10 protein-coding genes and 1 CRISPR repeat array (1 of these 11 only partly in view) are annotated in these 12,363 nt (G+C 55.9%); of the genes, 4 read left to right on the forward strand and 6 right to left on the reverse strand.

Going from position 1 to position 12,363, the window contains the following annotated elements:
* Positions 1–117: direct repeats of the CRISPR family, unit length 28 nt; unit sequence TTTCTAAGCTGCCTGTACGGCAGTGAAC (it extends 1,050 nt beyond the left edge of the window).
* A gap of 177 nt (positions 118–294) precedes the next feature.
* From ACJTMZ_RS05900 to clpS, 3 genes are all read right to left on the reverse strand, one after another.
* A complete protein-coding gene (locus tag ACJTMZ_RS05900) occupies positions 295–735 on the reverse strand; it encodes a hypothetical protein (protein WP_015570982.1) in 441 nt (146 codons plus the stop codon).
* A gap of 412 nt (positions 736–1,147) precedes the next feature.
* Positions 1,148–3,427, reverse strand: a complete 2,280-nt coding sequence (clpA, locus tag ACJTMZ_RS05905) for an ATP-dependent Clp protease ATP-binding subunit ClpA (protein ID WP_006809407.1) — start codon at positions 3,425–3,427, stop codon at positions 1,148–1,150.
* A 27-nt stretch (positions 3,428–3,454) separates the two neighbouring features.
* Entirely contained in the window at positions 3,455–3,775 is a 321-nt protein-coding gene (gene clpS, locus ACJTMZ_RS05910) for an ATP-dependent Clp protease adapter ClpS (protein WP_006174393.1), read from the reverse strand.
* A gap of 267 nt (positions 3,776–4,042) precedes the next feature.
* Here clpS and cspD point away from each other — a divergent pair, with 267 nt between their 5' ends.
* The gene (gene cspD, locus ACJTMZ_RS05915; protein WP_006809408.1) at positions 4,043–4,264 is read left to right on the forward strand and encodes a cold shock-like protein CspD; all 222 of its coding nucleotides are present in this window, start codon (positions 4,043–4,045) and stop codon (positions 4,262–4,264) included.
* A 70-nt stretch (positions 4,265–4,334) separates the two neighbouring features.
* On the opposite strand, the gene macB is transcribed toward cspD, so the two are convergent.
* Entirely contained in the window at positions 4,335–6,275 is a 1,941-nt protein-coding gene (gene macB / locus ACJTMZ_RS05920) for a macrolide ABC transporter ATP-binding protein/permease MacB (protein WP_015570984.1), read from the reverse strand.
* A complete protein-coding gene (macA, locus tag ACJTMZ_RS05925; RefSeq protein ID WP_017384842.1) occupies positions 6,272–7,387 on the reverse strand; it encodes a macrolide transporter subunit MacA in 1,116 nt (371 codons plus the stop codon). The genes macB and macA overlap by 4 nt, the downstream gene beginning before the upstream one ends.
* A 159-nt stretch (positions 7,388–7,546) precedes the next feature.
* Between macA and ACJTMZ_RS05930 the strand changes: the two genes are divergently transcribed.
* Entirely contained in the window at positions 7,547–8,503 is a 957-nt protein-coding gene (locus ACJTMZ_RS05930) for a DUF535 family protein (RefSeq protein ID WP_252010847.1), read from the forward strand.
* Here the strand turns inward: ACJTMZ_RS05930 and ACJTMZ_RS05935 are convergent.
* Positions 8,500–10,158, reverse strand: a complete 1,659-nt coding sequence (locus tag ACJTMZ_RS05935) for an ATP-dependent endonuclease (protein ID WP_017693708.1) — start codon at positions 10,156–10,158, stop codon at positions 8,500–8,502. The genes ACJTMZ_RS05930 and ACJTMZ_RS05935 overlap by 4 nt on opposite strands.
* Before the next feature lie 291 nt (positions 10,159–10,449).
* On the opposite strand from ACJTMZ_RS05935, the gene aqpZ reads away from it, so the two are divergent.
* Positions 10,450–11,145, forward strand: coding sequence for an aquaporin Z (gene aqpZ / locus ACJTMZ_RS05940; protein WP_032103428.1), 696 nt, complete (start codon positions 10,450–10,452; stop codon positions 11,143–11,145).
* A 179-nt stretch (positions 11,146–11,324) separates the two neighbouring features.
* Positions 11,325–12,224 carry a LysO family transporter gene (locus ACJTMZ_RS05945; RefSeq protein WP_252010849.1) on the forward strand — a complete coding sequence of 300 codons (900 nt, stop codon included), beginning with the start codon at positions 11,325–11,327 and terminating at the stop codon, positions 12,222–12,224.
* The last annotated feature ends 139 nt before the right edge of the window (positions 12,225–12,363 follow it).

The following is a 12,363-nucleotide window of genomic DNA, read 5'->3' on the forward strand; positions in this document are numbered from 1 at the left end:
ATGGGCTCCGTTTCGTGGAGCTGACGGCGTTTCTAAGCTGCCTGTACGGCAGTGAACGACCGCCAGCGTTCAATGCCCTTACCTGTTATTTTCTAAGCTGCCTGTACGGCAGTGAACTGGAAGAAATCTTCGCCATCTTATTGTTCGAAAAGAAAATAATCAACATATCTACCTCAAACCCTTTTTTCTGCGGCCTTTATTCGCACAATAAAAATCAATAACTTAAAGAACTACTCGAAAAAAGGGTTTCGCCATACCGCGCCGGAGTCCCTTCCCCGACGCACGAGACTAAACTTAATTAATGATATGAACTACAGGCTTTCCACATTCAGGTGCAGCCACATCTGCCGCCATCGAATGTGTAATGTCATGCAGCAATCCTGTCAGATGGGGCAGCATCTCGCGGTCAAAATGCGACACCAGCAGCACGTGGTTTAATGCCCGGCAGTAATCGCATTTGGTTTCGGTATCCTCCAGAAGCCACTCTTTTTCCTTCAGCCGTTCCGTCTCGTCGTCAAATTCAACCACCCGGAAATCACTCATTGATTCTGCGAGTTCGGTTTTGACTACGTCCAGATAAGCACCGAGACAACGGCAAACGGGCTGCGTTTGCGGGAGCGAATTACAGTCCAGCAGGATTTCCGTGAGCAGATTACAGCGCTCGACGAGGGTTGGGAGATCGGGATTGAGAGAAAGTTCGCTATAGAACTGGGAGAAATTGATTTCTGTATTCATTGGGTAATTCCTTCACACACATGAATTTACCACCGCAGGAAACGCCAGATTCGCTGGCGGCGGACGAAAAGGAATTGGCGTACCAGTGTGTGCACCTGGCGCTTCAAAAGAAGCTTCCGATTCGCCCGCCAGATGCAGAATTATACCCTTTTCCTTAGGGCGAACGAAGCCTACAGCAATACTGCTGGTCACACACTTTCAGGACGCCAATCCCGACACCTGATTTTGCAGGTGCGCCGCCATTTTATGCCTGTGAATTTATCCAGCAATAAGCCTCGAAAGAAACTGGAAAGCGCCTCGCAAAATTTCGTTGCGGTCTGATGCCCTCACCCTGACCCTCTCCCACAGGGAGAGGGAGAAAAGCGGACACAAAAAAGCCGGGTTAAAAACCCGGCTTTTACACTAAAGAAAATCAGTGAGCCGCTTCCGGCTTGTGCTTCGCCGCACTCTGGAAATCGTACGTCAGTTCGTTCTTCGCCTGATCCAGCCCCACCGTTACCTGGCCGCCGTCCACCAGCGAGCCAAACAGCAGCTCGTTTGCCAGCGGTTTCTTCAGGTTGTCCTGAATCACGCGCGCCATCGGACGGGCGCCCATCGCACGGTCGTAGCCTTTCTCAGCCAGCCAGTTGCGGGCCTCCTGGCTCACTTCCAGCGACACGCCTTTCTGATCCAGCTGAACCTGCAACTCGACGATGAACTTGTCCACCACCTGATGAATCACCTCGGTAGACAGATGATCGAACCAGATAATGTTGTCCAGACGGTTACGGAACTCCGGCGTGAAGATCTTCTTGATCTCTTCCATCGCATCGGTGCTGTTATCCTGGTGGATCAGGCCGATGGATTTACGCTCGGTTTCCCGCACGCCCGCGTTGGTGGTCATCACCAGCACCACGTTGCGGAAATCGGCCTTGCGCCCGTTGTTATCGGTCAGCGTCCCGTTGTCCATCACCTGCAACAGGATGTTGAACACGTCCGGATGCGCTTTCTCGATTTCATCGAGCAACAGTACCGCGTGCGGATGCTTGATAACCGCGTCCGTAAGCAGGCCGCCCTGGTCAAAGCCCACGTATCCCGGAGGCGCACCAATCAAACGGCTGACGGTATGACGCTCCATATACTCGGACATATCAAAGCGCAGCAACTCAATGCCCAGCGCTTTGGAGAGCTGAACCGTCACCTCGGTTTTCCCCACGCCGGTCGGACCGGCGAACAGGAAGGAACCGACAGGCTTGTGGTCATGCCCCAGGCCAGCACGGGCCATCTTGATCGCTTCGGTTAAAGCCTCAATGGCTTTATCCTGACCAAAGACCAGCATTTTCAGGCGATTGCCGAGGGTGCGCAGCGTATCACGGTCGCTCTGAGAAACGCTCTTCTCAGGAATACGCGCGATGCGGGCCACCACGGACTCGATATCCGCCACGTTCACGGTTTTCTTACGCTTGCTGGCTGGCATCAGGCGCGCACGCGCACCCGCCTCATCAATCACGTCAATCGCTTTATCCGGCAGATGACGATCGTTGATGTATTTCACCGCCAGCTCCACCGCCGCACGTACCGCTTTCGCGGTGTAACGCACGTCGTGGTGTGCTTCGTACTTGGTTTTCAGGCCATTGATGATCTGCACCGTTTCGTCAACCGACGGCTCGGTAACGTCGATTTTCTGGAAACGACGCGCCAGCGCACGATCCTTCTCAAAGATGTTGCTGAACTCCTGGTACGTCGTGGAGCCCATCACGCGGATCTTGCCGCTGGAGAGCAGCGGTTTGATCAGGTTAGCGGCATCCACCTGGCCACCGGAGGCCGCACCTGCGCCGATGATGGTGTGGATCTCATCGATAAACAGGATGCTGTTGGTGTCCTGCTCCAGCTGTTTTAACAGCGCTTTGAAACGTTTTTCGAAATCACCGCGGTATTTGGTGCCCGCCAGCAGCGAGCCAATATCCAGCGAGTAGATGGTACAGTCGGCAATCACTTCCGGCACGTCGCCCTGCACAATGCGCCAGGCCAGCCCTTCGGCAATCGCGGTTTTACCCACGCCAGATTCCCCCACCAGCAGCGGGTTGTTCTTACGGCGACGGCACAGCACCTGGATGGCACGCTCCAGCTCTTTGTCGCGGCCAATCAGCGGGTCGATACCGCCAACGCGAGCAAGCTGGTTAAGGTTGGTGGTGAAGTTTTCCATACGATCCTCCCCGCCTGCTTGCTCTTCATTGCTGTTGATCTGTCCGCTGGGATCCGATGCCTGGTTAGGCTCGTCTTTTCGCGTTCCGTGAGAGATGAAGTTGACCACGTCGAGCCGGCTGACTTCGTGTTTACGCAGCAGGTAGGCCGCCTGGGACTCCTGCTCGCTGAAGATGGCGACCAGGACATTGGCACCAGTCACTTCGCTACGTCCGGAAGACTGGACGTGGAAAACCGCGCGCTGCAACACGCGCTGGAAGCTGAGCGTCGGCTGCGTGTCGCGCTCTTCTTCACTGGCTGGCAGCACCGGTGTAGTTTGTTCGATGAAGGCTTCGAGTTCCTGACGTAGCGCCACCAGATCCACGGAGCAGGCTTCCAGCGCTTCGCGGGCAGATGGGTTGCTAAGCAGTGCGAGCAGCAGGTGCTCGACGGTCATAAACTCATGTCGGTGCTCACGCGCTCTGGCGAAAGCCATGTTTAAACTGAGTTCCAGTTCTTGATTGAGCATAGGCACCTCCCCCAATTTTATGCCTTATCAGGCCTTTTCCAGCGTACACAGCAACGGATGCTCGTTCTCCCTTGCATAGTCGTTCACCATCGCTACTTTGGTTTCCGCAACCTCGGCAGTAAAGATGCCGCAGATCGCTTTGCCACGATAATGAACGGTAAGCATCAGTTGCGTTGCACGTTCAACATCATAAGAAAAGAACTTTTGTAGCACGTCAATAACAAATTCCATCGGCGTGTAATCATCGTTCATTAACATAACTTTATACATAGATGGCGGTTTTAGCGCGTCGCGCACTTTATCTTCCGCCAGCTGGTCAAAATCCAGCCAATCGTTGGTCTTACCCATTATGCATAACCACTTTGAATCTACCTCAGATGTTAGATAACAATCATCTATTACTGTCATCCGCGATGTCTGTCACAAACTGTTGCAATAGCGTTAACTGCCTCAAATTTTGGTTGATTATTGTCCCAACTCCAGCGCCAAACGCTTGACGGCTTCTTCCGTTTCTCTAAATTGTACAAGCGTGAGTTGGCGAGGTTTTGAACAGCCCCCACTCCACCACCGGTTCATTCCATCTTAATTTATAAGATTTACGAAGGATGTCGAAGCATGGAAATGGGTACTGTTAAGTGGTTCAACAACGCCAAGGGGTTTGGCTTCATTTGCCCCGAAGGCGGCGGCGAGGATATCTTCGCTCACTATTCCACCATTCAGATGGATGGTTACAGGACGCTCAAAGCCGGGCAGTCCGTCCGGTTCGATGTACACCAGGGGCCAAAAGGCAATCACGCCAGTCTTATCGTGCCCGTTGAAGCAGAAACGGTTGCATAGCTCTCTGATTCATTGTGTACACCCCGCAGGCAAAATGCCAGCCCGATCGGCTGGCATTTTTATTTTCGGGTTATTCCCGCGCCAGCGCATCCACCGGATCCAGCCGCGCCGCGTTTCGTGCCGGCAGCCAGCCAAACAAAATGCCGGTAAAGGTGGAGCACAAAAACGCGGTGAGGATCGCCATCGGTGAGAAGCCAATCTCCCACCCCGGTAAAAAGAGCTGGAGCGCGAAGGCGATCATCATTGAGAGCGCAATCCCCATTGCGCCTCCCACCAGACACACCAGCACCGCTTCAATCAAAAATTGCTGGAGCACATCGCTGGCTCTGGCCCCGACCGCCATGCGAATGCCGATCTCCCGCGTACGTTCGGTCACCGACACCAGCATAATGTTCATCACCCCTATCCCGCCGACGACCAGCGAAATCACCGCCACCAGCGTCAGGAACAGCTGAAGAGTACGTGTGGTCTTTTCGGCCGTTTTCAAGAGGCCGTCCATGTTCCAGGTGAAGAAATCCTTTTTCCCGTGGCGCAACGTTAACAGCCGCTCGAGCTGCTGTTCCGCCAGCGCGCTGTCGTAGCCCTCTTTCACTCGCACGGTAATGGAGTTGAGCCAGGACTGTCCCATAATGCGCCCGGAAATGGTGCTGTACGGCAGCCAGACGCGCAGGATCTTGCTGCTGCCAAACATGGACTGTTTCTCTTCCGCCACACCAATCACCGTGGCGGGCATGTTACCCACCAGGATCACTTCCCCCACCACACGGGTTTTATTGGGGAAAAGCTGTCTGCGCGAGTTAGCGTCTAACACCACCACCTGCGCCCTGCCCGCCAGCTGTTCCGCGTTGAAGGTCGCCCCTTCGCTGAAGGTCATGCCGTAGACGTTGAAGTAATCTCCGCTGACGCCGTTAGCGCTGGCCGCCACGTCGATGTTGCCGTAGCGCAGACGAAGGTTTTGCGACACGGCAGGCGTGGCGGAGTTCACCCACGGCTGCTTCTGAATAGCCGCCAGATCGTCGTATTTCAGCGCCTGCTGATACTGCGGCTCGTCGTCGCCAAAATCTTTGCCGGGGTAAACGTCGATGGTGTTAGTCCCGATGGCGCGAATATCCGCCAGCACCAGCTGTTTCGCCGCATCGCCCACAACCACAATCGACACCACCGAGGCAATACCGATAATGATGCCGAGCATGGTCAGCAGGGTGCGCATTTTGTTGGCCGCCATCGCCAGCCAGGCCATGGTCAGCGCTTCACGAAAGCCGCTGGAGAACTGTCCCCAGCCGGTGGACGCAGGTAAGGCTTCTTTCGGCGCCGCCGCTCTGGACTGACGTGGCGGCGGGTTGCTGACCAGCTCGCCGTCGTGGATCTCAATGATGCGTTCCGCCTGCGCTGCCACCTGCGGATCGTGGGTGACAATAATCACCGTATGCCCCTGATCGCGCAGCTGATGCAGGATCGCCATCACCTCTTCACCGGAATGGCTGTCGAGCGCACCGGTTGGCTCATCAGCGAGGATCACCTGTCCGCCGTTCATCAGCGCACGGGCAATACTCACGCGCTGCTGCTGACCGCCGGAAAGCTGCGAAGGCTGATAATCAACACGCTCCGCCAGCCCAAGACGCGTTAACAGCGCCTTCGCGCGTTCAAGGCGTTTTTTGCGCTCGACGCCCGCATACACCGCCGGCACCTCCACGTTCTGCGCCGCGCTCAGGTGTGAAAGCAGATGGTAACGCTGAAAAATAAAGCCAAAATGCTCGCGACGCAGCTTCGCCAGCGCGTCGCCGTCCAGGGTGGAAACATCCGTCCCGGCCACGCGATAGGTGCCGCTGGTGGGCTTATCCAGACAGCCAAGAATGTTCATCAGCGTTGATTTACCCGAGCCCGACGCCCCGACAATCGCCACCATTTCACCGGCTTCAACGCGCAGGGAGATGCCCTTCAGCACCTCCACCGGCCCGTCGCCGGACGGATAGCTGCGACGAATGTCATTCAGCTCAAGCAGCGCCGTCATTGCGCGGCTCCGGGCAGGGTTTCGCTGGTGACCACTTCCTCACCCTCTTCCAGCCCTTTTACCACCACCACATCGGTGTCGTTACGTGCGCCAATCACCACTTCCCGCTCGCGGGTTTCGCCGTTGCGCAGCACTTTCACCTTGTAGCGATTGTCCCCGGCGGATTCACCCAGCGCGGAGAGCGGAACCGTCAGCACGTTTTTCACGCCGGTCAGCTGGATATGCACCTGGGCGGTCATGTCCAGACGCAGAACGCCCTGCGGGTTTGGCACCTCAAAACGCGCATAGTAGAAGATGGCGTCGTTGACCTTCTCCGGCGTCGGCAGGATATCTTTCAGCACCCCTTCATAGCGGGTTTGCGGATCGCCCAGCACCGTAAACCAGGCTTTCTGCCCCGGCTTAAGGTGAATGACGTCCGCTTCGGATACCTGGGCTTTCACCAGCATGGTGCTCATATCCGCCAGGGTCAGGATGTTTGGCGCCTGCTGCGCGGCGATGACCGTCTGGCCTTGCAGGGTGGTTATCTGCGTCACTTCCCCGGCCATTGGCGCAACGATTTGCGTGTAATCGAGGTTGGTTTTCGCCGTATCCAGCGAGGCCTGATTCCGTTTGATTTGCGCATCGATGGTGCCAATCTGCGCCTGCTTCACCGCCAGCTCCGTGGCGGCTGTGTCCAGATCCTGTTTCGAGATAGCCTGCGTTTTCGCCAGCGCCTGCTGGCGCGTCAGGGTGACCTGAGCGAGATTACGCTCCGCCTGAGCCTGCGCGCGCTGCGCGCGCAGCTCCATCAGCGTCGCTTCCACTTCGCGGATTTGGTTTTGCGCCTGCTCAGGATCGATCACGCCCAGCAGCTGGCCTTTTTTAACCTTATCGCCAATCTCAACTGACAGGGTTTTAAGCTGACCGCTGACCTGCGCGCCCACGTCAACCTTACGCAGGGCATCCAGTTTCCCCGTCGCCAGCACGTTTTGTTGCAGCTCGCCCGGACGAACAATCAGCGTTTGATACTGTGGTACCGGCGCGTTCAGTACCTTCCATAACCAGAATCCGCCCGCTAACACCACTACCGCCAGCAGCAGAAACAGCTTTCTGCGTTTTCCCTTCAGGTTCATAAATATTCCAAATAATTGTTCTGGCTATCATCACCGTTGATTTTATCTAAACCACTCCTCAACGAAACCCCCGATCCCCGTAATCGTCGGGAATTGTTTACCCGATGTTGATAAAGCGCCTGCTGAAATAGCGATATTCCACCAGAAGCAGGATCTAACATGTATTCCATCGTCGATACACCTTATTCAACGCTGCCCCAGCCTAAATCGGGCTGGCAACTGTTTAAAAGCCTGGCATCGGGTTCCCTCACGCCGGGGCTGGCGTGGCAAAATCCGGCCTATCGACGTAAGTTTATGTTGCGCTCGCTGGCAACGCCGTTCACCACTGCGCGCCTGCTTGGAAACCTTGCAAAACAGCCCCGTCTGATGCAGATCCTGCGCGTGCAGCCCGGCCTGCCGTGCCGCCTGCACCGGCCGTGGCTGACCGTCAATATGGGCCGCCAGACTACGCTGGACGCACTGAACGATCACTATGAGATGATGAGCCGCCATCTTCCGGCGTCGCTGCTGAACGGCTACCTCTCCAGCCAGGGCATCACGCTGGTGACGTTAACGGGCAAAGAGGAGCAGCAGTTTAGCGTTCGCCTGAGCGCGGATGCGTTTCTGGACAAAGAAGGGGAAGCGACCCTCACTTTTTGCGACCACCAGAACACGGTGCTGGCCGAGCTGACCTTTACGCTGTGCACATACCAGGGCAAGCCAACGCTCTTCATCGGCGGAATGCAGGGGGCGAAAGCGCATGTCCCGCACGAGCACATTCAGCTGGCGACCAAAGCCTGTCACGGACTGTTCCCAAAACGTCTGCTGGTTGAAGCGGTCATGACGCTGGCAGGCGCCTTCCCGGTCGAGCAGATCCTCGCGGTGAGTAACGCCACCCACATCTACCGCAGCTGGCGCTATCGCAAGAAAAAAGAGGGAAAATTGCTGGCTGACTATGACAGCTTCTGGCGCTCCCTTGGCGGACAGCAGCAGGATAACGGCAACTTTGCCCTGCCACTGACCATGCCACGCAAACCGATGGAAGAGATTGCGAGTAAAAAACGGTCCGAATACCGCCGCCGCTATGCCCTGCTTGATAGCCTGATCCAACAGGTTTCGCAGGCGACTGCCCGTTAATCGGCCCTCCCGCGAGCCAGCCAGAGGACGCGGGAGAACATTTTACGCAGCAGCGTGGGCACCGACTCCACGCCTCGCCTGCCCGCTTCCGTCGCAACTTCAATGGCCAAATCCGGTTTTGACGACCGATGGATAGCTTTGGCAATCACCCGGCGCATATTCATGGGCACATCTACCGGGATCATCGCCACGCGGTGAAAGACGTCGTCAAATCCCTGGCGGTACATAAAGTGCTCCATGTCCATCGCAGGCAGCGCGGTCAGATGTTCCCGCTCCTCTTCACGATCGTTATTGAGCAGGCTGCGCACGGTCGCCGCATATTTTTTACCTGCCTCATCGCCATCCACCAGTACGTGCCACTCTATCCCCATCCGGCGCGCAAATTTGATCAGCGGTTTTAAGCCAGACTGAGCAAATTCGATCACTTTGATCCCTTCGGCATCAAAGTGGTGTCCGCACTGGCGAGCCAGCTCGTTTATCACCCAGGTTTCCGTTTCCCCTTCCACCAGCAACCAGCAGCGGGCAAACAGGGAAGAGGCACGGTTAAAACGGATATGAAACGCAATTCGTCGGCCATCTTCGGCATTTAACCCGCCGGGCCCGAGCCGGTAGGCGGTGACCCGCGAGGATTCACGCACCAGGCGGCAGACATACTCCACCGGCGTCAGAGAGAGCAGCTCTCCGGAATTCGTGGTGGTGACTCGCTGCAACGGCAGCAAATTAAGAAGATGCCACGCCACGGAAAGCATAATCGGGTGCAGCCGCGTTTCCGGATCTTCCACCAGCAGCAGCGGGCGCGCGTCCCGATCCAGGCGCACCGTCCCTTTCGCCTGTAAAAGCGTGGAGAATAATCCCAGCAGGATCACCCGATGCGTGCGCCCGCCGGGGCGGTCGATCATGCGGTTGATAATATCGAGATAGCGCCAGCTTCGTTGTTCATCGTGCGAGCGGCGACGCATCAGACGGTGGCGCGCCTGCCCCGTTCCCTGCTCGGAGAAATAGTGCTCCAGCAGTTGCACCATGGCAGACAGTCCCTGACGGATCTGGCCGTCGGTGAGGTTCTGCGGCCGTGAGACCAGTTCACGGGCGAGGAAATCCAGTTCGCGGGCGGTCACCTCCACCTCGGGCATATTCGGCACGGTGCCGTTACGGATCCGCCGCATAAAGCGCGCGTCTCGTAAGCGCAGCACGGGGGAGAGGCGGATAAGATGGCGGGCAAGCTCGTCAATATTATCGAGCGGGATCGGATTTCCCTTCTCATCAAGAAATTCACGCAGGGTTAACACCCCGTCGTTTTGCGCCATTTCGCCCTCAAGGCGATAGAAAATACGCTGGAAACCATCTTCACAGGGCACCCAGCAGGGCGACATAGGGCGAAAACGACGCACGCGATGGCGACCGGGCTCGGATTCGCGGAAGGTCAGAATGATATGCAGGTGTTTCTCGCGTCCGTTGACATCCCCTGGCGGAAACCAGAAGTCATCATGAACGAAGTGGTACAAGTTCTCTTCGGGCGAAAGCAGCAGCGTCAGGGCATCTAGCAGGCTGGATTTACCCCAGGCGTTTTCGCCTATCAGGACGTTGTTCTGTTCCAGTTGTAGCGACAGGCGGTTAATCCCGCGAAACCCGACAATCTCCACACGTTCGAGTAGCATACATCCCCCGCAATTCGGCCACTTTTTCCTTCAAGTTATCAGCAGTATAGCGGCAGGCTGCGGGTCACGACAGCAGAATATACGCCCCCTTAATTATTGGGCTATGCTCTTATTACCTCCGATCTGAACAAGGATTGACATCACATTGCCTTAAATCAAATTTAGTGAATTTATTTGAGTGGCGAAGGGATGTTGATGGTTTCAAAATACTGGCTCTTTGAGTCGTCATCCCTTTATGGCGATATAACCCGCGCGCAGGAATGGGCGCGGACGTTTATTATTGAGGTGGTTATGTTCAGAAAATTAGCGGCAGAATGTTTTGGTACATTCTGGCTGGTGTTTGGTGGCTGCGGTAGCGCAGTACTGGCAGCCGCATTTCCGGAATTAGGTATTGGCTTTGTCGGCGTCGCGCTGGCATTCGGTTTAACTGTATTAACCATGGCATTCGCCGTGGGGCATATTTCCGGCGGTCATTTCAACCCGGCCGTCACATTAGGATTATGGGCGGGCGGACGTTTCCCGGCGAAAGATATTATTGGCTATATTATTGCCCAGGTTATTGGCGGTATTATTGCCGCGGCGGTGCTGTACGTAATTGCCAGCGGAAAAGCCGGGTTTGACGCCGCGGCCAGCGGATTTGCGTCGAACGGCTTCGGCGAACACTCTCCAGGCGGCTACTCGATGCTGTCTGCCATCGTGATTGAAATTGTGCTCACCGCAGGCTTCCTGTTGGTGATCCACGGCGCAACGGACAAATACGCGCCTGCGGGCTTTGCCCCCATCGCTATTGGTCTGGCGTTGACGCTGATCCACCTCATCTCCATTCCGGTGACCAACACCTCCGTTAACCCGGCGCGCAGCACCGCGGTGGCTATTTTCCAGGGCGGCTGGGCGCTTGAACAGCTGTGGCTGTTCTGGGTGATGCCTATTATCGGCGGTATTCTGGGCGGCGTGCTGTATCGCACCCTGCTGGAAAAACACGATTAATGGTTTTCCCCCTCTCCCTGTGGGAGAGGGCCGGGGTGAGGGCATCAGGCCGCACCACCCCAAATAGACAAGCCGGGTAAGGCGTAGCCGCCACCCGGCTTTTTTTGTAGCTTTACCTCACAGCCTTTATTGGGTAGTGTCTCTGGCGCTTAACGAAAACTCAAAAGGACCGGCTGTTCATGTTCTCAGGACTCCTCATCATTCTTCTGCCCCTGATTGTGGGCTACCTTATTCCGCTGCGTCATGAATCGGCCTTAAAGCTTATTAATCGTTTTCTCAGCTGGATTGTTTACGTCATTCTGTTCTTTATGGGGATCAGCCTGGCCTTCCTGGATAATCTGGCGACGAACTTGCTTTCCATCCTGCATTATTCTGCGGTTACGGTAGTGGTTATTCTGCTGTGCAATATTGCTGCGCTGTTCTGGCTGGAACGCACTATTCCCTGGAAAAATCACCACCATCAGGAAAAGCTTCCCTCCCGTATTGCGATGGCGCTGGAATCATTAAAACTGTGCGGCGTGGTGGTACTCGGTTTTATACTGGGGCTGACCGGCTGGGCATTTTTACAGCACGCAACGGAAGCCAGCGAATATACGCTTATTTTCCTGCTCTTCCTGATTGGTATTCAGCTGCGAAATAATGGCATGACGCTGAAACAGATTGTCCTTAACCGCCGGGGCATGATGGTTGCCGTTATCGTTGTGGCCAGCTCACTGGCGGGGGGAGTGATTAACGCCTTTATTCTCGATCTGCCGCTGAAAACCAGCCTGGCGATGGCGTCCGGTTTCGGCTGGTATTCGCTCTCCGGTATTCTGCTGACCGAATCGTTTGGTCCGGTAATCGGCAGCGCAGCCTTCTTTAACGATCTGGCGCGCGAGCTGATAGCCATCATGCTGATCCCCGGCCTGGTACGCCGCAGCCGCTCTACTGCGCTGGGCCTGTGCGGGGCCACCTCAATGGACTTTACCCTGCCGGTGTTACAGCGCTCGGGAGGGCTGGAGATGGTTCCTGCCGCCATCGTACACGGCTTTATTCTGAGCCTCCTGGTACCCATTCTGATGGCGTTCTTCTCAGCCTGATACTGCTTTGGCGGTAGTGAACCTGCCGCCAAAATTGCGCTAAATCAATAACCCTCCACTTAGTATAAGAAAGCACTTTTCTCTGCTGTGGCACAGGCATAACCTTAAACATGTATCTCAAATATAACTTTAACAGGTG

The organism is Enterobacter sp. DN (assembly GCF_046054285.1).
Lineage (GTDB): Bacteria > Pseudomonadota > Gammaproteobacteria > Enterobacterales > Enterobacteriaceae > Enterobacter > Enterobacter hormaechei_C.

What these genes read in the sequence shown, in the direction of transcription:
- ACJTMZ_RS05900 (WP_015570982.1), bottom strand. Translation starts at nt 735, where the DNA reads ATGAATACAGAAATCAATTTCTCCCAGTTCTATAGCGAACTTTCTCTC.
- clpA (WP_006809407.1), bottom strand. Translation starts at nt 3,427, where the DNA reads ATGCTCAATCAAGAACTGGAACTCAGTTTAAACATGGCTTTCGCCAGA.
- clpS (WP_006174393.1), bottom strand. Translation starts at nt 3,775, where the DNA reads ATGGGTAAGACCAACGATTGGCTGGATTTTGACCAGCTGGCGGAAGAT.
- cspD (WP_006809408.1), top strand. Translation starts at nt 4,043, where the DNA reads ATGGAAATGGGTACTGTTAAGTGGTTCAACAACGCCAAGGGGTTTGGC.
- macB (WP_015570984.1), bottom strand. Translation starts at nt 6,275, where the DNA reads ATGACGGCGCTGCTTGAGCTGAATGACATTCGTCGCAGCTATCCGTCC.
- macA (WP_017384842.1), bottom strand. Translation starts at nt 7,387, where the DNA reads ATGAACCTGAAGGGAAAACGCAGAAAGCTGTTTCTGCTGCTGGCGGTA.
- ACJTMZ_RS05930 (WP_252010847.1), top strand. Translation starts at nt 7,547, where the DNA reads ATGTATTCCATCGTCGATACACCTTATTCAACGCTGCCCCAGCCTAAA.
- ACJTMZ_RS05935 (WP_017693708.1), bottom strand. Translation starts at nt 10,158, where the DNA reads ATGCTACTCGAACGTGTGGAGATTGTCGGGTTTCGCGGGATTAACCGC.
- aqpZ (WP_032103428.1), top strand. Translation starts at nt 10,450, where the DNA reads ATGTTCAGAAAATTAGCGGCAGAATGTTTTGGTACATTCTGGCTGGTG.
- ACJTMZ_RS05945 (WP_252010849.1), top strand. Translation starts at nt 11,325, where the DNA reads ATGTTCTCAGGACTCCTCATCATTCTTCTGCCCCTGATTGTGGGCTAC.